The organism is Brucella sp. GW823-FHT04E01, assembly GCF_058796175.1.
The window spans coordinates 522,685-548,498 of record NZ_JBXAIK010000004.1; the positions used below are offsets into that span (position 1 = coordinate 522,685).

The following is a 25,814-nucleotide window of genomic DNA, read 5'->3' on the forward strand; positions in this document are numbered from 1 at the left end:
CGCACAGAATTCACTCGAAGATGCTTTCAGATTGAAAGCGATGCAGCCCCATCGCCAAGGCAATCAATCTAAATATCTGTTTTTATTAATTTTATATAGCTTCAAGAATGCAGCTAATAATGTGCATCAAGCATAGATTCCGCATAGTTACGCGGCGGCTCGGGCAATCTGCGGGTGAAGCAAACTCCGTAATCAGCCTCACTCACCCTGCATTTGACGATCCAGCGCCGTCAGATAGGAGAGCATCGACGCGACGGAACGCTCCGACAGGGCCACCAGCTGACGCCTGCCGTCGTTCGGATCTAGCCAGCGACGAACAAGACCTGCCGCTTCCATCTCATCGAGACGTCGCGATGCCGTCGCAGGGGAAACACCCGAAACAATGTACAATGACGATACCGAGACCTGCTTTTCCTGGAGATGGTTTTCCATCAGGTCGAGCAACATATGCCAAGCGGGATCGACGAAGAGTTTGTCTGAGAAATAGCGCGTTTTAATGTCACGGATACGCAAGAGTTCCAACAGGCGCTCCTTGTCGGGCGAGACCGGTGACATATCCGCCGGTTGTGTCTTTGGCCGTGCCAAGGGTTGTGCACCGCCGGGTACAAATGATTGCAGCGACCCGAGCATCGTGCCCAACTGCTGTGCTTCCTCCATCAGTCGGGAAAGGCGCTCTGTTCCCTGCGACCACTGAGCTGCCGTTGTGCGTTGTTCATGGGCCTTTGCTGCCGCTTTGCCTACAGATTCCAAGAACTGTACCCGGCGAACCGGTTTGTGCAGAAAATCAACCGCGTTAAGCCGCAGGGCTTCCACGGAATTGTCCAGCGTCGCGTGTCCGGTTACGAAAATGACCTGCAGCCAGTTGCGGTCTGCATGTCGTTCACGGATATTGCGCAATAACTCGATCCCGTCCATTCCGGGCATACGGATGTCGCTCACCACCACATCAATTTCCGGCGTTCTGTCCAGAATCTTCAAGGCCCCCACAGCAGCCGATGCGCGCAGGCAGTTGTAACCCGCGTCGGTCAGCGCCGTGCCCAAGACCTCAAGCAACGGCTCCTCATCGTCGATCAGCAGAACTGCTGTGTTAGCTGTTGCGCTATTCATTGATCGCCTCCCGCCCGGAAATGGTTTCTGCATTACAGAGAACAAGTCTGAACTCAGCTCCTTTGGCACCGTTGCGCGCTTCCAGACTTCCACCCATGTCCCGAGCCATGCCGTATCCCAGCGACAACCCAAGCCCGGTTCCCTTACCAACCGGCTTCGTCGTAAAAAATGGCTCAAACAGGCGATCAAGGATCGCAGGCGGAATGCCCGGACCGGAATCGGCCACAACAATCGCAATCATATTGTCCGGTCCCCGCTCAACACTGATTGTGATATAGTCGGCGTCCGCCTCCTCGGCAGTCGTCCCAGCTGACACGCAGTTTTCAAGAATTGCATCTCTTGCGTTGAGAAGCAGATTCAGGATGATTTGCTCCACCAGAACGAGATCTCCCATCACGCTGAATTCGCCAGATTTGTAATTGCGATTGATGGTAACTCCCTCATTTGCAATCTGTCTGCCGGCAATGGTCAGAACCCCTTCAATCGCGTCGGCCGGATCAAGGGGTCTGAGCGAGCCGTCACTTCGATGGCCGTAAATACGCATGTGACGAACGATGTTTGCCGCCCGATCGACCTGCCCGGAGGCGAGTTCGAGGCTCTCGATCATCATCGACTGATCGAGCTTTCCCTCTGATAAACGAGCCTGAAGATTGTCGATGGCCATAGCGAGCGCTGCCAAAGGCTGGTTGATCTCGTGGGCAATGCCGGTGGCAACTTCACCCAGCGTCACGAGTTTTCCCGATTGGTAAATCGCCAGTTCGGCATCACGCTGTTCAGTGATATCGAGCCCCACCGCGACGAGATTCTTGATATCACCTTCGTTGGTTTTAATAGGGGAAACGGACCAGGACAGGGCTCGCTTGCGCCCATCTGCCAGCACGATGTTGTTCAGTGCCTGCCAAGGCAGATTCTCAACCACAGTTGAGAAGGCTTCACCCAACGGATGGGAGATTGCACCTGCTTCCGATTTTCGGCTTTCAATGTCGGGGAAAAGCTCGTGCATTGCCTGATTGGCGACAATGAAACGTCCTTCAGCGTCGGTGACAGCCATCAGGACACCACCCGTATTAACGATGGTTTCCAGAAACTCCTTGTCCCGACGCTGATTGGCAGCCTCGATCATCACCTGAACAAGGGAAACCCGACTTTGCATATATTTGCCGAGAATTATTCCAATCGCGATCAGTGCAGCGAACAAGGCTGCCAGAGCCGCTACAATGACCGATGAAGCCGCAAGCCATGCCGCGTAAATTGGGGCAGTAGGAACACCCACATAAGCCATCAATGGTGCTGCCGAGGAGCGATAATAAGCGAAAATTCGTTCTATGCCGCTTCGGACGGATGGATTGATCCTGATACCCTTCCCCGCTTCCAGCTCCTCGGGAATATAGGAAGCAACATTCTGACCTACGACTGAAGGCGAGCTGGACGCTCGAATGACACCGTCAGTTCCCATCAAACCAATGACCATGCCGGGCTGCTCATCGAGCTGAGTGTAAAAGCCGTAGAGATAGGCCTCATCGACGACGATGAGAACATATCCATTGAACCCCCCGCTTTCGCTACTGATCCGCCGCGCATAGCTCATCGCCCAACCACTATAATCTCCGGGCACATTCAAATCCGATTTGTAAGGTTTGCTGATGTAAAAATCGGGAGCGTCTGATCTGTTTAATGTCTTGAAGTCTGGTGTATCGCTAAGGTTTCTCCCCACCGGATAATCATCCAGTCCACTTGCGTACACGCGGCCATCCCGGTCGATGATAGCTATTCCCATGGCCGCAGGTTCGGCAGCGGCGCGGCGGCGCATGACCTCTGAGAGAAGTCCTTCGGAAACGATCCTGTCCGCGCGATCTTCCATGATTGCGCGGCTCAATGCATCCAGCTTGGCAAAAATTTGGGTTGTATGTTCTGCCAGCGCCTGCGCCAACGACATGGCCTGCTGTCCGGTATCATCAATACGATTCTTATAATCGCGATAAATCATGGTTGCAGCGCCAAGCGATGCTATCAAAACCACGAACGCCGCCACTAGCCAGTAGGTACGCAGGGTGCTGCGATCAATCTTTGTGAGACGTTCCATCGACTTCCCGAAATCAGGCATATCAGCACAAACAAGTAAAACACATAATTTATAACAAAGAGAAAGGATTTGTCGGGCGTGGTTATTTAACTTTCCCTGGAAGACCATGAAGCCAACGCAACTGTAGACGTAAATATTTCATGCGCTCCTGATCCAATTCGCTATTACATTCTTCAATTTCCGTCATTGCGGGATAATTCAAATATCGTTGGCGACATTCGGCATTTTTATAAGTAACCCACGCCGACTGCGCCTCCCGAAAGCGGTTTTGGCCGTTAGCAGGCAAGCCGGAAAGTAACGTATCTTCCAGCCGCCTTATCTGTGCCGACAAGACCACATCGCTATGACTGGCAGCGGGAATTGTCATAAGCAGTGCAATCAGTCCCGAACGGCCGATAATGCCAATCATGAAACGCCTCCCGATTACCGGATTTCCAGGGCGATGAAGGTGACGCTGGATGTGCCACTCTCACAATCCGGCACGTTTGCTTCAGTCTTGTTTTCAGCCTTTCCAACACCTCTGGAATGCAGGCTGAAACAAGATTGCCTCCGTGCATCACGGCACGGCTCTCCTTCAGGGGCAGCGCATCAACCGACAGAACAGGAGGAGTGGTTGGGGAACTTTTCCGTTGGATGGCCATCATTGAAATGATGTGTGAGTGATTGCGCACTTTCCAACAGACTTAGCACTCCCGACCGACGGGCGTTGCGGGGGCATCTGTAGTCGGCCGGGAGTTTACGGCCTCAATGATGCGGGGCATCATGAGACCATAGGATCGCGCTTGGCGAGAACCAAGGCGAGCACCAGCCATTCCGCGTATTCTGGACAGCGGAATGGAGCTTTTGAGGTTCAAAAGCCGGAAAGCAGGAAGCGCAACACGGCTCCCCAGAACCAAAGACAGCCAACGATCATTGCGAGCCACATCATGGCCAGCATATGAGCTGGAAACTTTTCCTCGCGCTCCACAGGAATGCGGGACTGACTACGGTTGTCGATACGAGGTGAGCTGCATACTCTTGCAATCGACATAGCCTCAGCCTTCCTTTCCCTGCAACGCTCGTGAAGCACAGCGTTTTCTGACTTCATTCGTTCTGTGCCTTAACCGGACGAGTTCAAAATGGTGTCAAATGAGAAGGAAAGCATCTGCTGTTGGGTTCAGATTGAAATCATTCAATGCCATAGCCACGCTGAACCAATATAAATATTTGAAATAAAAAGATAAAACTACAATCAGAATGAATACATTTCACACAGCACCCACATGACCGATATTTTCCGGGATCGAAAACAATTGGATGCTTTGAAATGGCAATCACCCAGACGCAAACAAAAAACCCCGCCAAGCCGGAAGCTTGGCGGGGTTTCCCGTATAAAACTCTACAAGAGAACCTTACTCCCGGTTGCCCATGAACTGCAGCAGGAAGGTGAACATATTGATGAAGTCGAGATAGAGACGCAGCGCGCCCATCACAACCTTGCGGCCATGCGCATCCGAAGAATCACCTTCGTAGTACATTTCCTTGATCGACTGCGTGTCGTAGGCGGTGAGGCCTGCGAAGATCAGAACGCCGATCACCGAGATCGCGAACTGCAGCGCGGTCGAGCCGAGGAAAATGTTGACGACCGATGCCAGGATCAGGCCGAACAGGCCCATGATCAGGAACGAGCCCATGGCGGACAGGTCGCGCTTGGTCGTGTAACCGTAGAGCGACAGCGCGCCAAAGGAAGCAGCCGTCACGAAGAAGGTGCGAACGATGCTCTGGCCGGTGAAGACCAGGAAGATCGACGACAGCGACAGGCCGACGAGAGCTGCATAGCCCCAGAAGACGGCGTTAGCGGTCGAGACCGAAAGACGTTCGATGCGGAAGCTCAGGAAGAACACTGCCGCAAGCGGCGCAAGCATCACGACCCAGCGAAGCGGAGACGTGTAGAGCGCTACACCGAGACCGGTGAGCATCTTGCCGTTGGCGAGCTGGGCGACGGCTGCGGACGGGTCCGTGGTCGTTGCGAGTGCTGCAACGGCAAATGCGGCAAGGCCGGTAACGGCCAAGCCGATAGCCATCATGTTATAGACGCCGAGCATATAGCTGCGCAGGCCCTGATCGATGCCTGCATCAGCGCGAGCGCCGCCTACCGGCCTCTGCTGCGCCTGAATATTGCGAAAGTCAGCCATGACTTAAATCCTCTTGCCATGTCCCGTCCGGTGTCGGGGGCGCTCAAAAGGTCGAGCCGCCGCCAGGCGCCGCTGGCGGGACCCCAGCATGCCTGCCTGACATTATGGGGATTTCGGCCTTCGCGTACAAGTACCACCTGTAAAAAAACGTGATGCAGCAGCTTGGAAATGCAAACGCTTTCTCCATACGATCCAATGACTTACGTTTTTCTGCCGGTGACGATTACAAATCGTTCATATCGTCCTGAGCACCTGGGCAGGCTTTTGGCCGAGAACGCGCCATGTCCCGGCCAGGCCGAAACCGACAGTCAGCACCAGCGCGATGGCAACGGTCATCAGCGCGACATCAGGCAGGAAGCTCGCTTTCAGCTTCATGATTTCCACCACGACATACCAGCCAGCCACACTGCCGGCGACAAGTGCAAAGAGCGCCGTTGCAAGCCCGAGCAGCATATATTCAAGCACATAGGCCGTGATCAGCGTGCCGCGCGTAGCCCCCAGCGTCTTCAGCACTACTGCATCGTGAACGCGGGCACGGTTACCGGCTGCGAGCGCTCCGCCCAGCACCAGAACCGAAGCGGCGAGCGCGATGGAGGCAGCCGCACGGATGGCGGTTGCAAGCTGGCTGATCAGATCATTCGCGACATTGAGCGCATCGGTCACACTGACCGTCGTAACGGCGGGCCATGTCTTGGTGACCTGCCGCAGCACATCAGGCGCAAGATTCTTCTGGCTATCGGGAATGGTGAGCGTCGCCAGCCAAGTCGCAGGCGCACCGGCAAAGGTATTGGGCGAAAACACCATGACGAAATTCATCGCAAGCGTTTCCCACTGAACTTGACGGAAGCTTGCGATCTTCGCGGTGATGTTGCGGCCCAGCACATTGACCGTCACCGTGTCGCCGAGCTTCAGACCCAGTTCCTTGCCCTCGCGCTCCGCGAAGGACACCAGTGGTTCGCCACTATAGTCGTTCGGCCACCATTCGCCTTCCGTCAGTGTCGAGTTTTCGGGGACTGTATCGGAAAAGGTAATACCACGGTCGCCGCGCAGCACCCAGGCTGCTTCCGGCGGGATGGTCATGTCGCGCACATTGGTGCCGTTGAAGGCAACGATACGCCCGCGCAGCATCGGACCGGAGGTGAGCTTGCCATCAGGCACGATGCCGCTGACCAGCTTGGTGAAATCACCGATGTCGCGGTTCTGGATATCGACGAAGAAAAAGTCAGGCGCCTGCGCTGGAATGTTTTCCGTTACCTGGCGACGCAGATTGCCATCGATCAGCGCGATTGCCACCATCAGCGTCAGGCCAAGGCCCAGTGAAAGCACCACGGAGGGCGTGAGCGCGCCGGGTCGATGGATGTTGCCCACTGCGAGCCGGAGCGACGTCGAGCGCACGCGCGGAACCCGGCGGGCAAGCCAGCGGATGCCGTCGGCGACTAGCCGCAGCACGCCGAAAGCCGCAATGGCCGAAACGATGAAGATTGCGGCGATACGCCGGTCATAAGCAACGTAGAGCGCCAGACCGGCGAGTGCAGCAATCAGCAGAACCGCGAGGGTGAGATAGAGGAATGGTGGCAGGCCGCGCTGTTCAAAACCTTGTTCGCGGAAAAGCGCCGTCGCCGGAATATCGCGTGCGCGGCCCAGCGGAATAATCGCGAAGGCAAGCGTGGTGATAAGGCCGAAGACGGCAGCGAGCGCCAGAGCATCGGGAAAGAAACCGCCACCACCGGCGACCGGCAGATAATTGGCAAGCGCCATCGCGGCAGCAAACGGGATAATCGCCGCCAGTATCAGCCCGAGAACAATGCCTATGAAGCCGATCACCATAATCTGCACGAGATAAACCAACACCGCGAAGCGCGCTGGCGCGCCAAGCGACTTGAAGGTGGCGATCACACCGCGCTTGCCGTCAAGATAGGCGCGCACCGCATTGGCGACGCCGACACCGCCGACGATCAGGGCTGTCAGGCCCACCAGTGTCAGGAATTGCGAGAAGCGCTCGATATTGGCGCTCAGCGCCGGAGCGGCATTGGTGCGGGAACGGATGTTCCAGCCTGCATCGGGGAAATCGGCAGCGGCCTGCCGCCTGACTTCGGCAATTGCTGCATCCGGCGCGCCGTCCGGAAGGGCAACCTTGTAGATATGATCGACAAGGCTTCCGGGCTGAATGAGACCGGAAGCACGCAGGCCATCCAGCGAAACCAGAAAGCGCGGCGCAAAATTGAAACCCGAGGAAAGCAGGTCCGGTTCGCTCTCGATCAGGCCACGCAGCTCAAACACTTGCGAACCGAGCAGCACTTTTGCGCCAAGCGACAGGTCCATGCGATTGAGAAAGTCCTGGCTGACGGCAGCACCATAGAGGCCACCCTTCTCGCCGGTCATGTCAGCGAGCGATTGCTGCGGCTGGACTTTCAGTTGACCATAGAGCGGATAGGCAGCGTCGACAGCCTTCACCTCGACCAGCGACTGGTCGGAGCCATCGGGCATGCGCGCCATGGAGCGCATGGTGGCGCTTTCCGCCATTCTGCCCTGTTTTGCAATGAAGGCGCGTTCTTCCGCCGTTGCTTCCCGCTGATTGAGCGCGAAGCTGACATCACCGCCCAGAATGCTCTGGCCTTCCGACGCAATGCCGGTGCTGACCGAGCGCGCCACCGAGTTGACGCCGCCGATAGCGGCAACGCCAAGCGCGATACAGGCGAGGAAAATATAGAAACCGGACAGGCCACCGCGCATTTCACGCAGCGCAAAGCGGAGAGCAAGCGAGAACGATTTTGCCGCACTCATGCGCCAGCTGCCAGAGATTCGAGAACGGAGCCGCCCTGTGCAGGCTCCTCGATCCGGCCCGAGCGCACCGGAATTTCGATGTCGCAGCGCGCCGCAAGCGCCGGGTCATGCGTGACGAGCACCATGGTGAGGCCGTTTTCGCGCTGCTTGGCGAACAGAAGATCAGCAATCTGGCGCCCCGTCGTGGTATCGAGATTGCCGGTCGGCTCATCCGCGATCAGGATTTTCGGGCTTGGCGCAAGAGCACGGGCAATCGCAACGCGCTGCTGTTCACCGCCGGAAAGCTCCGATGGATAATGGGTGAGGCGCTCGCCAAGGCCGACAGCGCGCAATTCGCGTTCCGCCACCTCGAAAGCATCGCGACGCCCGGCCAGTTCCAATGGCACGGCGACATTTTCAAGCGCGGTCATGTTGGGAATAAGGTGAAAGGACTGGAACACGATGCCGATATTGGCGCCACGGAAAGCGGCGGCCTGATCCTCGCTCATCTGGCTGATCGTCTCACCGGCAATCTTCACAGTTCCGTTATCGACATGCTCCAGACCGGCCAGAACCATCAGCAGCGTGGACTTGCCGGAACCGGACGGACCAACGATGCCAACCGACTGTCCTTGCGATATATGAAGGGAAACGCCCTTCAGCACATGCACCAATGAGGCGGCGTGACCAAGGGTTAGATGAACGTTCTCAAGTTCGATAATCGGGCCAACAACCTGTTCCGTCACGCGGTTTTTATCCTATATGAATCTTTAGAACCAAACAGCGCGCCACAAATTTGAACTTATGTTGCGCCAATTATTGAAGAGAAGTCCGGCGGGCCATTCGCCCACAGCCCCTCAAATATGGGTTTTCGACGATGCGTTTCAAACTCTCAATTCCGGCATGGCTCCCGATTTTTGCGATGATGGCGTCTTTTATGGCGGCAAGTCCCATCACTACGGCGCAGGCGCAGGAAGATCCGACCGGCCTCGAAGACGCACTGCCGACCGAGCAATTGTCGCAGGTGAGAATTGTCGGTTTCGGCGACAGCCTCATGGCGGGCTATCTGCTGCCGGCCAATGCCGCCTTTCCGCAGCAGCTTGAAAAGGCACTCAACGACAAGGGTGTCGAGGTTTCGATCGAGAATGCGGGCGTGTCGGGCGACACGACCACGGGCGGGCTTTCGCGCATCGATTGGTCCGTCCCCGATGGCACCGATCTGGTCATCCTTGAACTGGGAGCGAATGACGCGCTGCGCGGTATCGAACCCGACATTACCGAAAAGAACCTCGATGAGATGCTGGCGCGCCTGAAGCAGCGCGGCATTTCGGTCATTCTTGCCGGCATGATGGCCCCGCCCAACATGGGCAAGGACTATGCCGCCAAGTTCAACCCGATCTATCCGAAGCTGGCACAGAAATATGGCGTGCCGCTCTACCCGTTTTTCCTCGACGGTGTAGCAACCAAGAAGGACTTTCTGCTCGAGGACGGAATGCACCCCAATGAAAAGGGCGTCGAAACGATGGTGTCTAACTTTATGCCCACTATCGAAAAGAGCCTGACAGATATGCAAAACAAGGGGACATCGGGAGGCTGACGCCGGTCGGGAGCATAAACAGCTTGCTCCCGGACTCAAACTTTGATTCGCTGCAGTTGCATCAACTTAACCGAATCAATTCGGCAGGTACGATGCACTGACTCTCTAGGCTAGAGTGTCCTTTACGCATCCTTTGGATGCCCGGCGCTCTGGCATGGAACGCTTCGAGGAGGATGCCCTATGCCGCGTCTTTTCACTGCCCTCGAAATCCCGCGCGACGCCGCGCTTTCGCTCTCGTTGTTGCGAGGCGGTCTTCCCGGCGCACGCTGGATTGATGTCGAAAACTACCACATAACGCTGCGTTTTATCGGAGATGTGGAAGGCCACGTGGCCGACGAGGTTGCCAATGCGCTTGATCGCGTGCGGCGGCCGGAATTCATGCTCAACCTGTCGGGTGTCAATGCTTTCGGTTCCAAAAAGCCGCACAGCATCTATGCGGGTGTATCCCCCTCGCCTGAGCTCAACGCATTGCAGGCGGAAATCGAACGGATCTGCCGGCGACTTCACATTCCCGCCGACCCGCGCAAGTTCACGCCCCATGTGACACTGGCGCGGCTGAGAAATCCCCGCATCGAGGATGTGGTGCGCTATCTCTCCTCACGTGGCAACTTCGCGACGCTGCCCTTCAAGGTGGGACGGTTCGTGCTGATGTCGTCACGCGATTCCGTCGGTGGCGGACCTTATATCGTGGAGGAAGCCTGGCCTTTGGTTGCCCGTTCCGGCCAGAACTGGTCGGCAAGCGCGATGGAGGCTGCCAGAACCATCCGGTAAACCTTTTCGAAGTCCCCGGTCCCGCCATAATAGGGATCGGGGATTTCAACTGCCCGCCCTTCTGCAATCTCCGCGAAAAGCCCGATATGCGCGTCTGCACTTGCAGGCCTGCGCTCAGCGATCATCCGCATATTGTAACGGTCCATCCCAAGGATCAGGTCAAAACGGCTGAAATCACCGGCGATGAGCTGTCGGCAGCGCTGTGCGGAAATATCGAGACCATGATGCGCTGCAACGCTGATGGAGCGCTCGTCCGGCTCCTCGCCGGTATGATAGCCATTGGTTCCGGCAGAATCGACCAGCACATGGCGGATGCCGCGCTTTTCCAGCACATGCCCCATCACGCCTTCGGCAAGCGGAGAACGGCAGATATTGCCTGCGCAAACGAAAAGAATGCTGGTCGGGGCTTGTGCGGCTACGGATACGATCACGGAACTCTCGCGCTCATGATAAGTTAGTTCAGGAACCGCAACATAGGCGAAAGACGATGGCACGCAACCGGCTGACAGAAAATGAACTGAACGAAGCGCTCACTGAACTGGATGGCTGGCAGAAGGTCGACGGACGCGAGGCGATTGCCAAGAGCTTCAAGTTCAAGGATTTCAATGCCGCCTTCGGTTTCATGACGCGCGCAGCGCTCCATGCGGAAAAGCTCGACCATCACCCTGAATGGTTCAATGTCTACAACCGCGTCGATGTCACGCTCGCTACCCATAGCGAGAACGGCATTACGGAACTCGACATCAAGCTTGCGCGCAAGATGAATGCGATAGCCTGAATTTAGAGCTTTGAAATATAGACGTAAATCTTCCGGCGATCATAATTGAAGCTGCCATCTGGATTGCGGCTCGAATAGGGTAGAACGCGGGTAAGATTGATGCGATCCTGCCAGTTCTGCCCGAGTTTGCCGCCATGGACACCCCGGATATGAACATCGCCGAGCGAAATTGCAGCATGGAAAATGTGCCCCGCCTGCACGTCATAAAAGCCGATTGCCTGACCGAAGGGTAGAGCCGAATAACCGTTCCATTGTTCGCCCGCCCTGAAATTCAGGATCGGTATCCAGTTCTGGCTGGATGTGCCGCGCAAAGTGTTGAGCGAAATTCCGGCTCCGAAGAGAAACCGCAGATAGACGGCGGCATCGTAGCATCCCGCCTCCGACAGATCGACGGTGATGTAATTATCTTCGCTTCCAGCAGCCAGTAGCTGGTTGCCGCGAAACAGCCGTGTTGAACGGTCGCTGCGGATGAAATTTTCCCCATAGCCGGTCAAATGCATCAAAACCTCCATTCGTTCGGCATCGCTCCAGCGCGGTCCAAGCCGTTTGGTGAGCAATCCGGTCGAATCTGTATTTTGGGGATTTGACGAGGGCGTTGTAGCTGATGGTTCTTGCAGGATAGGACTACGGGGAAATCGAACTGGCCTTGCAAGAGCGATACAAACTCCCCATTTTTTACCGGTCAGAACCCGCATTCGACGATTGGAATCGGGACGACAGGAGTTGAACGAGAATGGATGACGTCAGAATCGGTGAAATCCTCGAACCCGGCAGCGAGAGCGAATTCAAGAAGCGCAGCGAACGGGTGAAGAACGGATTCTGGAAGGCCGCGCGCCGCGCCGGTCGCATGGTGCCATTCATGGATGAGGTGGTGGCAGCCTATTACTGCGCGCTCGACCAGAGGACCCCAACCCGTGTGCGCATGACCCTGATGGCGGCGCTCGCCTATTTCGTCCTGCCCTTCGACGCCATTCCCGATATTCTGGCCGGTATCGGCTTCACCGATGACGTTGCCGTGCTGATGGCAGCGCTGACAGCCGTTCGTGCCCATATCACACCGGCGCACCGGCTGGCCGCGCGACAGGCACTTGAGGATGAGGGAGCAAGGGAATAGCGGCGGCTGATCACAGCTATGTGATTCCGGCTACTTTGCTTCAATTGCCCTCCGCTTTTTTCCTTATTTCCCTAATTCCGACATCCTATCCCCCTTTCAACATATTGCCTTAATCCACTGCTGCCTTATTGCCTTATCCCCACGAACACACTCTCGCCGCTTTCTTTTAATTCAAGTGGAGCCAAGGGATGGCGGGGCGACTTAGCTGCTCATTCAAGTTTTCTTTCGAAACTTCACCGTTTGGTAACCCAGATTAAGGCAATTTAATCGGCAACTGAGCGGGACGGCGTGATGAACGGCGGCATCCCGATATTCAAGTTTGAAGCAAACGAAAGAGAACCGGTAAAAACCAATGCTTGGAAAATCGATCGTCGCGGCTTCTGTGTTCATGATTGGGATGGCGGGTTCGGCACTCGCCCAGACCCCGAGCCAGATCAGCCAGTTCAATGCCTGGGGCGCCTACAGCTATCAGTCGGGCAACGGCAAGGTCTGCTATGTCCTCTCCGTACCGACCCAGAAGGCTCCGGCCAACGTCGATCACGGTGACAACTTCTTCCTCGTGAGCCAGAAGCCCGGCCAGAACATCTCGTTCGAACCGCAATTCATGGCCGGTTACGACCTCAATACCAATGCCAAGGTCGTCGTCTCCATCGGCAACCGCAACTTCAACATGTTCGTCAACGGCAAGTCCGGCTGGATGGAAAATGCAGCAGAAGAGCCGCAGCTCATCGCAGCCATGCGCGGCGGTTCGGAAATGAAGGTGCAGGCACAGTCGAAGCGCGGCACCAAGACCAACTATACCTATTCGCTGAAGGGTATTTCGGATGCGCTGAAAGCCATCCAGAAGTGCAAGTAATCCTCGCGATTGGACAACTTTCAAAGCCGGGCGCAAGCCCGGCTTTTTCTTTTGCAGCCTTGCTCCCCGCCGTCATGCATAGCAGACCGGATTTCATGTGGCCGGATTTCATGTGGGATGACGAATGCGATATTGTGTGCTAAGAGCGCGCGCAACAGGGGTCGCAAAGCCAAGTGCCGGACCCTATTTATCCATGCATTCGGGCCAGATTATCTGGCGAAGCTTATCGACGCGCTTCAGCCGTCGTCTCCAACAGTTGAAAACAGATGTCCATTTCGTTCGACCTTACCATTGATGATACGCGCGACCAGCTTGCCCGCCATGCGCGCGCCAGCCTGGAGGCAAAGCCGTCGCTCATCGGCATGTCGCGCGAGGAAATGGCCGAAGCGCTCGTCAAGGCCGGTGTGCCCGAGCGTCAGGTGAAGATGCGCATCAGCCAGCTCTGGCATTGGCTCTATGTGCGCGGCGTTTCCGATTTCGCCGACATGCGCAATATTTCCAAGGATTTGCGCGCTATGCTGGCGCAGCATTTCACCATTGCGCGGCCTGAAGTGGTCGAAGAACAGATTTCGCAGGACGGCACCCGCAAATGGCTGTTCCGTTTTCCGCCGCGCGGCGCAGGCCGTCCGGTCGAAATCGAAAGCGTCTACATTCCCGAAGAAGGGCGCGGAACGCTCTGCGTTTCCTCTCAGGTCGGCTGCACGCTCACCTGCTCGTTTTGCCATACCGGCACGCAGAAGCTGGTGCGCAATCTGACCTCTGAAGAAATTCTGGCGCAGCTTTTGACCGCCCGCGACCGGCTCGGCGATTTCCCGGACAAGGATACACCAGACGGCGCCATGGTGCCCGCCGAGGGCCGCAAGATCACCAATATCGTGATGATGGGCATGGGCGAGCCGCTCTATAATTTCGAGGAAGTGAAGAAGGCCCTGCTGATCGCCTCCGATGGCGACGGCCTGTCGCTTTCCAAGCGTCGCATCACGCTTTCGACCTCCGGCGTCGTGCCGGAAATCTATCGCACCGGCGACGAGATCGGTGTGATGCTCGCCATTTCGCTGCACGCCGTGCGCGACGAGTTGCGCGACATTCTGGTGCCGATCAACAAGAAGTATCCGCTGGAACAGCTCATCAAGGCTTGCCGCGAATATCCGGGCCTGTCCAATGCAAAGCGCATCACCTTCGAATATGTGATGCTGAAGGACATCAATGACAGCCTTGAGGATGCCAAGCTGCTGGTGAAGCTTTTGCAGGGCATTCCGGCCAAGATCAATCTGATCCCGTTCAACCCGTGGCCCGGCACAAATTACCAGTGCTCGGAATGGGAGCAGATCGAGAAATTTGCCGATTATGTAAACGCAGCTGGCTATGCATCGCCGATCCGCACCCCGCGTGGTCGCGACATTCTCGCGGCCTGCGGCCAGCTTAAGTCGGAGTCGGAGCGCATGCGCAAGAGCGAGCGCCTTGCACTCGAAGCCATGATGATTGCCGGGCATGGTGAATAACGGGGTGAATAAACCGATGGGTGAGCGCGCTTGAACGATACTTTCGATTACATAACGCGCTTCGCCATCGTGGTATTCGGCTATTGCTGCGGTGTATTGACGGCAGGCTGGTTTCTCGCCGCCATCCTTTTCCGCACCCTCGGGATCGATTCCTTCATGAGCGATTTCGTCATGATGGCAAGCGATGCGGATGCCGGTTCGCTCTTTGCAGCCACCAGCTTCTGGAGCACCGTCTTCGTTGGCGGTTTTGCCATTGCAGCCATGGCTGGCGGGTTCAGCTTTGTGCCCGCCCTCATCCTCATCATTCTGGCTGAAGCGCGCGGTTACAAATCATCCCTGTTCTATTGCGTTGCGGGCGCCCTGATCGGGCTTGCCGCCGCAGGCGCATCGCTTCCGTTCAGCGATGGCCGGAGCGTGCCGGAAAGCTCGCTCTGGATCGCAGCCATTGCAGGAGCCGGTGTCGTCGGCAGCTTCGTCTACTGGCTGCTGGCAGGGCGCAATGCCGGGCGGTTTTTAACCCGCCCGGTTGAATAAAATCCATCTTCTTTTTCGCATTGTCCTACGCATCGAAGCGGGATCAGAAATCAGTCCAGTGGACTGATTTCCCCGCGGAGACGCTTCGCACTTTTGCTGGAAATGGCTTTTTCATTCGCATTGTCCTACGCAAAACCGCTTCGCACTTTTGCTGGAAATGCTCTATTTTGCCTGTGCGGTGATGATCTTCAGCGCAAAGGCCGAGAATACACCCGCAAACATCCAGTCCACGATGCGCGTCACGGTCGGGTTCTTTTTCAGGAGCCCGGCGAAACGATCTGCCGCCACGACCATCGGAATGGTGAAGGGCAGCGCCATCGGAATGAACGACAGGCCGAGGAAGAACAATTTGCCCATGGCATGCGGGTCATGCGCGGAGACGAACTGCGGCAGGAAGGTCATGTTGAACAGGATGATCTTCGGGTTCAGAAGGTTGATGCCAAGACCGGTCAGCCAGTTCTGGAACAGCGTATGCTTCTTGCCGCCATTCTTTTCCGGCGAGAAGGCCGATCCCTTGCGGATCGCCTGCACGGCCAGCCAGACCAGATAGCCCGCCCCCACCACTTTCAGCGCCGTAAAGGCTGCAGGAGACGCCAGAATGAGCGCCGAAAGGCCGAGCGCCACCATGGTTGTGTGAATGACGATGCCGGTGCTGGCGCCAGCCATGCAGGCAAAACCTGCGGCCTTGCCTTCGGACAGGGCGCGCCCGACGAAAAGCGTCATGTCAGGACCGGGGGTAATGGAAAGGATCGCGGTTGCTATCGCGAACTGGACAAAAATCGTCCATTCGGGAATGAAGGTCAGGTTTGTCAGAAAAGACATCGAAATGTGCTCCAAGAGATGGCGCACGCTAGAATAATTTCCGGGCAAATGAAACAGTGGAATGGAGACAGAAATGCTGCTGATCGTAGGGACCGTCCGCCTGCCGCCGGAAAACTTCGCCAAAGCGCGTGAAGCCATGCAGCGCATGATCTCCGCCAGTCGGGCGGAGGATGGCTGTGTGGACTATGGCTATGCCGCAGATATTCTCGAACCGGGTCTCATCCATGTGAAGGAGATGTGGCGCGACCGTGCTTCGCTCGACCGGCATTTTGCCTCCGCCCATATTGCCGAATGGCGTGCGGCCTGGCCTGGGCTTGGTATTGGCGACCGCAATCTCGTTGTTTATGAAGTTGGCGAACCACAGATCACGTAATCCGCATGAGTTTTCGCGATAAGTCGCAGCCCTTCGGCTTGCACGCTGCTTGGCAACTGCTAAAAGAACTACGGACAAATTTTGGGCGCCGCTCTGGAGCGCCTGATGAGACGGAAGTTTATTATGAGCAAGTGGAAAGACGTTAAGAAAGTCGTTCTCGCCTATTCGGGCGGCCTCGACACCTCGATCATCCTGAAGTGGCTTCAGACAGAACTCGGCGCGGAAGTTGTGACCTTCACTGCCGATCTCGGTCAGGGCGAAGAACTTGAGCCAGCCCGCAAGAAAGCGGAAATGCTGGGCATCAAGGAAATCTTCATCGAGGACGTGCGCGAAGAATTCGTGCGCGATTTCGTTTTCCCGATGTTCCGCGCCAATGCCGTCTATGAAGGCGTCTATCTGCTCGGCACCTCGATTGCCCGCCCGCTGATCTCCAAGCACCTGATCGAAATCGCCAAAAAGACCGGCGCCGACGCCATCGCGCACGGCGCGACCGGCAAGGGCAACGACCAGGTTCGCTTCGAGCTTTCGGCCTATGCGCTGAACCCGGACATCAAAATCATCGCCCCATGGCGCGACTGGTCGTTCAAGAGCCGCACGCATCTGCTCGAATTTGCTGAACAGCACCAGATTCCGGTTGCGAAAGACAAGAAGGGCGAAGCGCCATTCTCCGTCGACGCCAACCTGCTGCACTCCTCGTCCGAGGGCAAGGTTCTGGAAGACCCGGCTGTCGAGGCACCGGAATATGTGCATATGCGCACCATTTCACCGGAAACCGCGCCCGACAAGGCAACGATCATCAAGATCGGCTTTGAAAAAGGTGATGCCGTTTCGATCAATGGCGAACGTCTGTCGCCTGCGACGCTTCTTGCCAAGCTCAACGACTATGGCCGCGACAATGGCATCGGTCGTCTCGACCTCGTGGAAAACCGCTTCGTCGGCATGAAGTCGCGCGGCGTCTACGAAACGCCGGGCGGCACGATCCTGCTGGCAGCACACCGCGCCATCGAATCGATCACGCTCGACAGCGGTGCGGCGCACCTGAAAGATGAGCTGATGCCGCGCTATGCGGAACTGATCTATTACGGCTTCTGGTTCTCGCCGGAACGCGAAATGCTGCAGGCGGCAATCGATCACAGCCAGCGCCATGTTGAAGGCGAAGTCACGCTCAAGCTCTACAAGGGCAATGTGATGGTGATCGGCCGCGAATCGGACAAGTCGCTCTATTCCGACAAGCTCGTCACCTTCGAAGACGATCAGGGTGCTTACGACCAGAAGGACGCAGCAGGCTTCATCAAGCTCAACGCGCTTCGTCTGCGCACATTGGCTGCACGCGACCGCAAATAAGCATATCCAATCCGGACAAAAGCCCGCCTTCCGGCGGGCTTTTGTTTTTAGAGAGGAACAATTGTCTTTGTGCTCTGGATGGCAGGCAAGATCGCATGAGATCAAGCGGCGTGTTTTATACCAGCAAGCATCTTTTCTTCACCGGGACGCAAAGTCAGCACCCGCACGCCATTCGCGGTGACTGCGACCGTATGCTCGAACTGCGCTGACAGCTTTCCGTCGCGCGTTACCACCGTCCAGCCGTCCTTTTCTGTCTTCACCTTGGCCGTTCCCTGATTGAGCATCGGCTCGATGGTGAACACCATGCCTTCGCGCAGACGAACGCCGGTGCCCGGCTTGCCGAAATGCAGAACCTGCGGTTCCTCGTGCATCTCGCGACCGATACCGTGGCCGCAATATTCCCGCACGATGCTGTAATCATGCCGCTTGGCGTGACGCTCGATGGCATGGCCGATATCGCCCAGCGTCGCGCCGGGTCGCACGGCAGCAATCCCCTTCCACAAGGCCTCATAGGTCACACGGACCAGCCGTGAGGCAAAGGGAGCAACGTCACCGACCATATAGGTCTTGCTGGAATCAGCGATATAGCCGTCCTTTTCCAGCGTGATATCGAAGTTGATGATCTCGCCGTTTTTAATGATCTCGTCATCCGACGGCATGCCGTGGCAGACGACTTCGTTCTTGGAACTGTTCAGCACATAGGGATAGTCATATTGCCCCTTGCTGGCTGGCCGCGCCTGCAATTCGCGGGTGATATAATCCTCGACCAGATCATTGACCTGCATCGTGGTCATGCCCGCCAGCGGCGTGCGGTCGAGAAGCGCAAAAACAGAGGCAAGCAGCGCGCCGGATGTCGCCATTTTCTCCACTTCGGCAGGGGTTTTGGTCATGACGACTGCACAGTAAGAACGGGCAGAACCGGCAGCTCGACCCGTGCTGCGCGCAACTGCATCTGCACGATCTCGTTGAACGACAGGTCGGGATGGGCTTGTGCCAGCATGCCGATCTTCATCCAGTATTCAGCCTGCGCATTGATCGACCGGCACATGACGTCACTCGCCTTGCGCAGTTCCTCATGCAGCTCGTCGCCGATTTTCACGATACCCATAGTATTGTCCAGACCATATAGTTCATATACGGATCATATATAAACCGTATATACCCATCGATCAAGCTCTCCACTGTTCCTGCTCAAGCAATCAAAGTCACTTGCATTTAGTATGGTGCCATACTATAAGTCGCCGTATGGAAATAATCGAGCAAAAGCACCACGCCCTTCTGGGCGAAATGGAACGCCGGCACAGCCCGTCCACCGACGCGCTGAAAGCCTGCTTTGAAGTTTTGTCACTTGCTGCGGCCATTGACCGGGATTGCGCCAACCGGCTAGCTCCGCACAAGCTTTCGGAGGGCAAGTTCGTCCTGCTGTTTCTGCTGCACAATGCGCCCGACGGCCTCTCGCCGCACGAGCTTTCAGAACGCGCAGGCGTAACGCGCGCCACCATCACCGGCCTGCTGGACGGGCTGGAGCGCGATGGTTTCCTCAAGCGTCACGCGGATAGCGAGGACCGCCGCAAACTGACTGTCCGGCTGACATCCGAAGGGATGCTGCTGGCGCAACAGCTTTTCGAACAACATACCGCATGGATTGCAAGCCTGATGAGCGATCTCTCATCAGGTGAACAGCAGCTTCTCAGCACCTTGTTGCGCCGCATCTGGAGCCGCACCGATGCCGGTCGCTCTTTCAAGATCAATGAAACCCTAAGGGATATGACATGACCTATTACCTCGCCGAGCTTTATTCCCCGAAATCGAGCTGGCACGCGCTTGATGCTGAAGGCAGGCAGTCCTTCTTTGAGAAAGTCGGCGCGGGTATGGGCGGGCTTGGCGCGCTCGGTATCGAGGCTTTGGCATTGGGTCCCGTCGACGCGACAAAGTCTTTTGCGCCCAGCCAGAGCTTCTTCGCCATCTGGCGTTTCCCGGATGAAGCAGCTCTCGACATGCTGATTGCCGGAATCACCGCCACCGGCTGGCATGATTATTTCGACACGATCAATGCGGCTGGTGCAGGCACCGACCTTCCCGGCCATCTGGCGCAACTGGCAGGCGTGCCTTTCAGGGACGCCGCCTAATCCAAAACCACTATCGCGATGATAGAGCGTATCCCGAAAAGTGTGAAACGCCTACGCAAGGAAATCAGTCCACTGGACTGATTTCTGATCCCGCTTGACTCTTGCCTCGCTCGATTCAATACTGGAACATATAGAGAACAAAAAGATGGAATCTAGACGTGAGCGGCATCGACATCGCGGCGCTGCGGCGCATGGTTACGACCATTGAAGGCAACGATCCGCAAGGCAGTTTTGCAAATCAGGGGCAAACGGGCTTCGGGCGGGCGCGCAGTTTCACGCTCGGCCTTGCCGGGGCGGATGCCGCCTTTCCGCATGGCCTTGCAGGCGACGCGCTGCATGAGGTTTTTGCCGAAAACCCCGGCGCGCATATGGCCGCGACCGGCTTTGCGCTAGCCTTTGCCGCCCGTGCGGCAGAACGCGCCGCAGAGCCTCGTCGCCCGATTATCTGGATCGAGGAAGAAAGCGCTGCAAGTGAATATGGCGGGCTTTATCCGCCGGGACTTCATGCCTTCGGGATCGATCCGTCGCGACTTCTGATCGTGCGCTGCCCCACGGCACAGGATGTCCTGAAGGCGGCAAACGATGCGCTGGAAGCCGGAAGCGGCGGCAAGGCTTCGCATCTTGTTTCCGGTGTTGTCGCCTCGGTGACAGGCCAGCCGAAATGCCTCGACCTGACCGCTTCGCGTCGTCTGCTTCTGGCAACCGAAACCGCGCAGCTGCCCGTCATCCTGCTCCGGAGCCACCGGACGGCTGTGCAAAGCGCTGCCGTCAGCCGCTGGCGGGTGGCGCCCGCGCCGTCCCGTTCAAGTGGAGCGAACGCACCCGGCAAGCCTGTCTTTTCGGCGGTTCTGGAACGCAATCGCCACGGCACATGCGGGCAATGGATCATGGAATGGAACAATGAAACCCAGGAATTTGGTGCTAACGAACGGGATGGCAGAACGTCTGTTTCTCGCCCTCTGGTTTCCGTTTCTGCCGACCGACCGGCTTCGCAGCAGCACTCCGCCTGATGGTAAACCGCACCTGCCTTTGGTTGTGACCGAACGCACGACCAATGCGCTGCGCCTGACAGCAGTGGATGCCGGAGCGGCAAAGCTCGGCCTTTTTCCCGGCATGGCGCTAACGGATGCGCGCGCCCGCGTGGAAAGGCTTGAAGTGGCAACGGCAGCACCGGAACATGATGCGGCATTACTCAAGCGTTTTGCCCATTGGTGCGAGCGCTACACGCCGCTTGTCGCCTTCGATGAGCCGCATGGGCTGATGCTCGACATAACCGGCTGCGCGCATCTTTTTGGCGGGCTCGACGCCATGCGTGCCGATGCAATCCGGCGTCTGGAACGAGCCGGGCTTGGCGTACAGGCGGCGGTTGCCGATAACAGTTTTGCCGCGCGGCTTCTGGCACGGGGAACGAAGGGCGGTGTCTTCAGCAGGGCGGAGGCCGACCGGCTGCTTCCCCGCCTGCCGCTCTCCGCGCTTGAACTGGCGCAAGCTGCCGAAACCGGCCTCAAGCGCGCCGGATTGAAACGCATTGGTGATGTGATGGGGCTTCCGCGCGCCGCACTCACCGCCCGCTTCGGCACCGATCTTGCCACCAGGCTTGACCGGCTGGCGCGGCGCGAGCGCGCGCCGATTTCCCCCTTGCGCATCATGCCGCTCAGTGCCGTCGAGCGCCGCCTGTCAGAGCCGGTTACCGCAATGGAACTGGTCGAACGCATCTTGCAGGAACTGGCGCAGGAGCTTTTTACGCAGCTTGAACCGGAGGGAAAAGGCGCGCTTCTGATTGAGGCCTTCTTCTTCCGTGTCGATGGCGAAGTGCGTCATATCCACATCGAAACCGGCCAGCCCTTGCGCAGCGACAAGGTTTTCCTGCGCCTTGCGCGTGAAAGGCTCAACGCCTTGACCGACCCGCTCGATGCAGGTTTCGGCTTCGACATGATCCGGCTGGCAGCGCTGCGCAGTGCGGCAATCGCCCAGCGCCAGACGGGGCTCGACCAGCATGAGGAAGATGAAGCGGGGTTTAGTCAGCTTGTCGACCGGCTTTCGGCGCGGCTTGGACAGAACCGCGTTCTCGTTTCCTTTTCGCGCAACACGCATATTCCTGAACGGGCCTTCGGCCTGCGCCCTGCCCTTCACACGGATGGCAAGGGCGAAGCCGATTATGAGAGTGCGGCAGCACTTCCCCCAGCGTTTCCCCCAGTGCTTCCCGGTGACCCGCCAGCGCGCCCCATAAAACTGTTTCGCCCGCCGCAGTTGATCGAAAGCGTGGCGGAAGTGCCCGACAGTCCGCCTTCGTTTTTCCTGTGGCGGCGGGTGCGCCATCATGTACGCCTTGCCGAAGGACCTGAAAGGATCGAACCGGAATGGTGGCTCGCAATTGGTCACGCGGTTCCGGAGCTGCGCGATTATTACCGGGTGGAAGACGAGAACGGCCAGCGCTTCTGGATTTTTCGCGAAGGCCTTTATGACGGCGCCAATCATCCGCGCTGGTTTTTACACGGACTGTTCGCGTGATGACTCATTATTTCGAAATGGCTGCTGCCAGCAATTTTTCCTTCCTGTGCGGCGCCTCGCATCCGCAGGAACTGGTAGCGCGTGCGCATGAGCTTGGCCTGTCCGGTATCGGCATTGCCGACCGCAACACGCTGGCCGGTGTGGTGCGGGCACATGCGGCATGGAAGGATTTTCGCGACAAGAGCGATTTCCGGCTTTTCATCGGCTGCCGCCTGTCTTTCATCGACGGCACGCCGGATATGGTCGTCTATCCGCGTGATCGCGCTGCCTATGGGCAATTGTGCCGCCTGCTGACGGAGGGCAAGGTACGCGCCGCCATCAAGGGCGAATGCCACCTCGAATGGAGTGATCTGCTGTTTCGCGCCCGGCAGTTCCAGATCGCGGTCTTTCCGCCTGAAGACGACAGGCCGGATTTTGCCGCACGCCTGACCGAGATTGCACAAGCTGCCCCCGACTCGGTCTGGCTGGCGCTCGCCATGCCGCATCAGGGCCATGACGGACGCCGGGCCGAACGCATCGCCCGGTTTGCAGCCGAAGCCAATGTGCCGCTGCTCGCCACCAATGATGTTCTTTATCATCACCCCGACCGCCGCGCGCTTCAGGACGTGCTGACGGCAACCCGCCACCACACAACTGTTTTCGCAGCCGGTCGGCTTCTCGAAAAGAATGCCGAACGCCACCTGAAACCACCAAAGGAAATGCTGCGACTGTTTCGCGACTACACTGAGGCCGTCGAAGCGACCGCCGATTTCGTCGCGCCCATCACCTTCCAGCTTGATGAGCTGAAATATGATTATCCCGACGAGCCGGTGCCACCCGGCAAGACGCCGCAACAGCATCTGCATGATCTCACCTGGGCAGGTGCTGCCCGTCATTACGGTGCGGACAGCATCCCGCCGAAGGTGCAGGCGCTGATCCACAAGGAACTGGCGCTGATCGAAAAGCTGCAATATGCGGCTTACTTTCTCACGGTTTATGACATTGTGAGCTATGCCCGCTCGAAAGGCATTCTGTGTCAGGGGCGCGGTTCGGCGGCCAATTCCGTTGTCTGCTTCTGCCTTGGCGTCACCGGTGTAGACCCGACACAGGTTGACCTCCTGTTCGAACGCTTTCTTTCGGTCGAGCGAAAGGAACCGCCGGATATCGACGTCGATTTCGAGCATGAGCGGCGCGAAGAGGTGATGCAATATGTCTATGACCGCTACACTAGAGATCGCGCGGCCATTGTCGCAACCGTCATCAGCTATCGGTCCCGCAGCGCCATTCGCGATGTCGGCAAGGCGCTGGGGCTGACTGAGGATGTAACGGCAGCGCTCGCCAATACGGTCTGGGGCATATCGGGCGGCGGCATCGACAAGCAGCATATCAGACAGGCGGGTCTCGACCCCGACAATCCCATCATCCGGCGCGCGGTGGAACTGGCCATCACGCTGATCGGCTTTCCGCGTCATCTGTCGCAGCATGTCGGCGGCTTTGTGCTCACCCGCGACCGTCTGGACGAGACCGTGCCCATCGGCCCGGCGGTAATGGACAAGCGATCTTTCATCGAATGGGACAAGGACGATATCGACGAGGTGGGGCTGATGAAGGTGGATGTGCTGTCGCTCGGCATGCTCACCTGCATCCGCAAGGCTTTCGACCTCATTCACCAGCACAAGCCGCAGCTTTATGGCGGCGAAAAGCTGACGCTGGCCAATCTGCCGCGCGAAGATGCAGTCGTCTACGACATGCTGTGCAAGGGGGATTCACTCGGCGTGTTTCAGGTGGAAAGCCGCGCCCAGATGAACATGCTGCCGCGGCTGCGCCCGCGTAAATTCTATGACCTTGTCATCGAGGTCGCCATCGTGCGGCCCGGCCCCATTCAGGGCGATATGGTGCATCCTTATCTGCGGCGGCGGAACGGACAGGAAAAACCACTCCTTCCGTCACCGGCACCGGAACATGGGCCGGCGGATGAGTTACAGCAGATTCTCGGCAAGACCAAGGGCGTGCCGCTGTTTCAGGAACAGGCGATGCGCATTGCCATGGAGGCTGCAAAATTCACACCGGATGAGGCCAACCAGTTGCGCCGCGCCATGGCCACTTTCCGCAAGATGGGCACCATCCATACGATGGAGACAAAGATGATCGAAGGCATGGTCAATCGTGGCTACGACCGGACCTTTGCCGAAAACTGCTTCAACCAGATCAAGGGTTTCGGCGAATATGGCTTCCCCGAAAGTCATGCGGCAAGCTTTGCGCATCTGGTCTATATTTCCGCGTGGATCAAGTGCCACCATCCGGAAGTGTTCGCCGCCGCACTTCTGAATTCCCAGCCCATGGGTTTTTATGCCCCCGCCCAGATTGTGCGCGATGCCCGCGAACATGGCGTGATGGTGCTGCCCGTCGATGTGAACTTCAGTCACTGGGATAATATTCTGGAGGATACGCTCGATATTCGACCAGCGCTCCGGCTCGGCTTCCGGCAGATCGACGGCTTTTCCAAACGGGACACCGAACTCCTGATTGCCGACCGGCAGGAGCCTTACCGTACCATCGAGGACATGCATCGACGGCTCCGGCTCGACCGGCGCGCCTTCACGCTTCTGGCCGATGCCGATGCCTTCGGCTCGCTTGACATCGACCGCCGCGCAGCACTGTGGGCCGTGCGCCGTCTGCCCAATGACGAAACACTGCCGCTGTTCCGCGCCGCCGCAACCAGCGAACTGGCGGAGGAACCGCGCACAAAACTTCCTGAAATGGCCGCGTCGGAACATGTGATTGCCGATTACGAGACGACGCGGCTCTCGCTGAAAGGGCATCCGCTGCAATATCTGCGCGAGGGTCTGGCGGCGGAAGGCGTTTCAACCTGTCGTGCAGTGCAGGAAGGTGCCGACGGACGCCGCATGAAAGTGGCGGGCGTCGTCACCGTCCGCCAGCGCCCCGGCAGCGCCAAGGGTGTGGTGTTCCTCACCATCGAGGATGAAACCGGCATCGCCAATATTGTCGTCTGGCCGAAGGTCATGAAAGCATTTCGCCGCGAAGTGATGGGTGCGCGGCTGATCCATATCGAAGGTCGCCTCCAGCGCAGCCCCGAAGGGGTCGTGCATCTGGTGGCGTCAAAGCTGCAGGACCGTTCGACAGCATTGATCGAAATGAGCGGACGCGAAGCGCAGCGCCTCGTCGCTCCATCCCAGATGGCGCATCATCCGCGGAATGTAAAAATCATGCCGAACTCGCGAGACTTTCATTGAGCAATCACGCGCTCCGAAGCCCGTTCGCTATTTTGGCTATGACGCGACGAAAATGGTGCAATTCGAGAACCGGAGCGAAGTGTACTTTAAGGTACATGAGCACCGGAAGCGCAGAAGTGCGCC

26 protein-coding genes are annotated in these 25,814 nt (G+C 57.6%); 14 read left to right on the forward strand and 12 right to left on the reverse strand.

The window, feature by feature from the left end; genetic code table 11:
* Positions 1-198: 198 nt before the first annotated feature.
* The 7 genes from AC1RHM_RS17575 to AC1RHM_RS17605 all read right to left on the reverse strand — a co-directional run bounded on the left by AC1RHM_RS17575 (position 199) and on the right by AC1RHM_RS17605 (position 8,873).
* A complete protein-coding gene (locus AC1RHM_RS17575; protein ID WP_051129058.1) occupies positions 199-1,107 on the reverse strand; it encodes a response regulator in 909 nt (302 codons plus the stop codon).
* On the reverse strand, positions 1,100-3,298 hold the full coding sequence (locus AC1RHM_RS17580; RefSeq protein WP_080641650.1) for an ATP-binding protein: 2,199 nt from the start codon (positions 3,296-3,298) through the stop codon (positions 1,100-1,102). The genes AC1RHM_RS17575 and AC1RHM_RS17580 overlap by 8 nt, the downstream gene beginning before the upstream one ends.
* The gene (locus AC1RHM_RS17585; RefSeq protein WP_029926017.1) at positions 3,273-3,599 is read right to left on the reverse strand and encodes a lysozyme inhibitor LprI family protein; all 327 of its coding nucleotides are present in this window, start codon (positions 3,597-3,599) and stop codon (positions 3,273-3,275) included. The genes AC1RHM_RS17580 and AC1RHM_RS17585 overlap by 26 nt, the downstream gene beginning before the upstream one ends.
* 441 nt (positions 3,600-4,040) lie before the next feature.
* Positions 4,041-4,220, reverse strand: a complete 180-nt coding sequence (locus AC1RHM_RS17590; RefSeq protein WP_146113233.1) for a hypothetical protein — start codon at positions 4,218-4,220, stop codon at positions 4,041-4,043.
* Positions 4,221-4,581: 361 nt separating this feature from the next.
* On the reverse strand, positions 4,582-5,364 hold the full coding sequence (locus tag AC1RHM_RS17595) for a Bax inhibitor-1/YccA family protein (RefSeq protein WP_011982324.1): 783 nt from the start codon (positions 5,362-5,364) through the stop codon (positions 4,582-4,584).
* A 234-nt stretch (positions 5,365-5,598) separates the two neighbouring features.
* Positions 5,599-8,148, reverse strand: coding sequence for an ABC transporter permease (locus AC1RHM_RS17600; RefSeq protein WP_010657903.1), 2,550 nt, complete (start codon positions 8,146-8,148; stop codon positions 5,599-5,601).
* Positions 8,145-8,873 (reverse strand): ABC transporter ATP-binding protein, encoded by a 729-nt coding sequence (locus AC1RHM_RS17605; RefSeq protein ID WP_010657902.1) that lies wholly within the window; start codon positions 8,871-8,873, stop codon positions 8,145-8,147. The genes AC1RHM_RS17600 and AC1RHM_RS17605 overlap by 4 nt, the downstream gene beginning before the upstream one ends.
* Before the next feature lie 131 nt (positions 8,874-9,004).
* Between AC1RHM_RS17605 and AC1RHM_RS17610 the strand changes: the two genes are divergently transcribed.
* Both AC1RHM_RS17610 and thpR read left to right on the forward strand, forming a co-directional pair.
* Positions 9,005-9,724, forward strand: coding sequence for an arylesterase (locus AC1RHM_RS17610; RefSeq protein WP_010657901.1), 720 nt, complete (start codon positions 9,005-9,007; stop codon positions 9,722-9,724).
* 180 nt (positions 9,725-9,904) lie between these two features.
* Positions 9,905-10,495, forward strand: a complete 591-nt coding sequence (gene thpR / locus AC1RHM_RS17615; RefSeq protein ID WP_010657900.1) for an RNA 2',3'-cyclic phosphodiesterase — start codon at positions 9,905-9,907, stop codon at positions 10,493-10,495.
* Here the strand turns inward: thpR and AC1RHM_RS17620 are convergent.
* A complete protein-coding gene (locus AC1RHM_RS17620; protein ID WP_011982320.1) occupies positions 10,405-10,926 on the reverse strand; it encodes a low molecular weight protein-tyrosine-phosphatase in 522 nt (173 codons plus the stop codon). The genes thpR and AC1RHM_RS17620 overlap by 91 nt on opposite strands.
* 56 nt (positions 10,927-10,982) lie before the next feature.
* Here AC1RHM_RS17620 and AC1RHM_RS17625 point away from each other — a divergent pair, with 56 nt between their 5' ends.
* Complete coding sequence (locus AC1RHM_RS17625) at positions 10,983-11,273, forward strand: 4a-hydroxytetrahydrobiopterin dehydratase (protein WP_010657898.1); 291 nt, start codon at positions 10,983-10,985, stop codon at positions 11,271-11,273.
* A gap of 2 nt (positions 11,274-11,275) precedes the next feature.
* Here the strand turns inward: AC1RHM_RS17625 and AC1RHM_RS17630 are convergent, their stop codons facing one another.
* On the reverse strand, positions 11,276-11,773 hold the full coding sequence (locus AC1RHM_RS17630) for a hypothetical protein (RefSeq protein ID WP_226622377.1): 498 nt from the start codon (positions 11,771-11,773) through the stop codon (positions 11,276-11,278).
* Between the two features lie 233 nt (positions 11,774-12,006).
* On the opposite strand from AC1RHM_RS17630, the gene AC1RHM_RS17635 reads away from it, so the two are divergent.
* The 4 genes from AC1RHM_RS17635 (at position 12,007) to AC1RHM_RS17650 (ending at position 15,279) form a co-directional block, all read left to right on the forward strand.
* The gene (locus AC1RHM_RS17635) at positions 12,007-12,387 is read left to right on the forward strand and encodes a YkvA family protein (RefSeq protein WP_010657896.1); all 381 of its coding nucleotides are present in this window, start codon (positions 12,007-12,009) and stop codon (positions 12,385-12,387) included.
* A 352-nt stretch (positions 12,388-12,739) separates the two neighbouring features.
* Positions 12,740-13,243: an invasion associated locus B family protein gene (locus AC1RHM_RS17640; protein ID WP_010657895.1), complete on the forward strand. Its 504-nt coding sequence runs from the start codon at positions 12,740-12,742 to the stop codon at positions 13,241-13,243.
* A gap of 266 nt (positions 13,244-13,509) precedes the next feature.
* Positions 13,510-14,745 (forward strand): dual-specificity RNA methyltransferase RlmN, encoded by a 1,236-nt coding sequence (gene rlmN, locus AC1RHM_RS17645; protein ID WP_010657894.1) that lies wholly within the window; start codon positions 13,510-13,512, stop codon positions 14,743-14,745.
* Positions 14,746-14,775: 30 nt separating this feature from the next.
* A complete protein-coding gene (locus AC1RHM_RS17650) occupies positions 14,776-15,279 on the forward strand; it encodes a hypothetical protein (protein ID WP_010657893.1) in 504 nt (167 codons plus the stop codon).
* Between the two features lie 162 nt (positions 15,280-15,441).
* On the opposite strand, the gene AC1RHM_RS17655 is transcribed toward AC1RHM_RS17650, so the two are convergent.
* Entirely contained in the window at positions 15,442-16,101 is a 660-nt protein-coding gene (locus AC1RHM_RS17655; protein ID WP_010657892.1) for a LysE family translocator, read from the reverse strand.
* A 73-nt stretch (positions 16,102-16,174) separates the two neighbouring features.
* Between AC1RHM_RS17655 and AC1RHM_RS17660 the strand changes: the two genes are divergently transcribed.
* Both AC1RHM_RS17660 and AC1RHM_RS17665 read left to right on the forward strand, forming a co-directional pair.
* Positions 16,175-16,474: a putative quinol monooxygenase gene (locus AC1RHM_RS17660; RefSeq protein ID WP_010657891.1), complete on the forward strand. Its 300-nt coding sequence runs from the start codon at positions 16,175-16,177 to the stop codon at positions 16,472-16,474.
* A gap of 123 nt (positions 16,475-16,597) precedes the next feature.
* Positions 16,598-17,818 carry an argininosuccinate synthase gene (locus tag AC1RHM_RS17665; protein ID WP_010657890.1) on the forward strand — a complete coding sequence of 407 codons (1,221 nt, stop codon included), beginning with the start codon at positions 16,598-16,600 and terminating at the stop codon, positions 17,816-17,818.
* A gap of 101 nt (positions 17,819-17,919) precedes the next feature.
* On the opposite strand, the gene map is transcribed toward AC1RHM_RS17665, so the two are convergent.
* Together map and AC1RHM_RS17675 are read right to left on the reverse strand one after the other, a co-directional pair.
* Positions 17,920-18,708: a type I methionyl aminopeptidase gene (map, locus tag AC1RHM_RS17670; protein ID WP_029375841.1), complete on the reverse strand. Its 789-nt coding sequence runs from the start codon at positions 18,706-18,708 to the stop codon at positions 17,920-17,922.
* Positions 18,705-18,926, reverse strand: coding sequence for a ParD-like family protein (locus AC1RHM_RS17675; RefSeq protein ID WP_010657888.1), 222 nt, complete (start codon positions 18,924-18,926; stop codon positions 18,705-18,707). The genes map and AC1RHM_RS17675 overlap by 4 nt, the downstream gene beginning before the upstream one ends.
* Before the next feature lie 137 nt (positions 18,927-19,063).
* On the opposite strand from AC1RHM_RS17675, the gene AC1RHM_RS17680 reads away from it, so the two are divergent.
* The 5 genes from AC1RHM_RS17680 (at position 19,064) to AC1RHM_RS17700 (ending at position 25,691) form a co-directional block, all read left to right on the forward strand.
* Positions 19,064-19,594 (forward strand): MarR family winged helix-turn-helix transcriptional regulator, encoded by a 531-nt coding sequence (locus AC1RHM_RS17680; protein WP_010657887.1) that lies wholly within the window; start codon positions 19,064-19,066, stop codon positions 19,592-19,594.
* Positions 19,591-19,947 (forward strand): DUF6616 family protein, encoded by a 357-nt coding sequence (locus AC1RHM_RS17685; protein WP_010657886.1) that lies wholly within the window; start codon positions 19,591-19,593, stop codon positions 19,945-19,947. The genes AC1RHM_RS17680 and AC1RHM_RS17685 overlap by 4 nt, the downstream gene beginning before the upstream one ends.
* A gap of 158 nt (positions 19,948-20,105) precedes the next feature.
* Positions 20,106-20,957, forward strand: coding sequence for an ImuA family protein (locus AC1RHM_RS17690; RefSeq protein ID WP_010657885.1), 852 nt, complete (start codon positions 20,106-20,108; stop codon positions 20,955-20,957).
* On the forward strand, positions 20,893-22,458 hold the full coding sequence (locus tag AC1RHM_RS17695) for a Y-family DNA polymerase (RefSeq protein ID WP_029375840.1): 1,566 nt from the start codon (positions 20,893-20,895) through the stop codon (positions 22,456-22,458). The genes AC1RHM_RS17690 and AC1RHM_RS17695 overlap by 65 nt, the downstream gene beginning before the upstream one ends.
* Entirely contained in the window at positions 22,458-25,691 is a 3,234-nt protein-coding gene (locus AC1RHM_RS17700) for an error-prone DNA polymerase (protein WP_010657883.1), read from the forward strand. The genes AC1RHM_RS17695 and AC1RHM_RS17700 overlap by 1 nt, the downstream gene beginning before the upstream one ends.
* Positions 25,692-25,814: the final 123 nt, after the last annotated feature.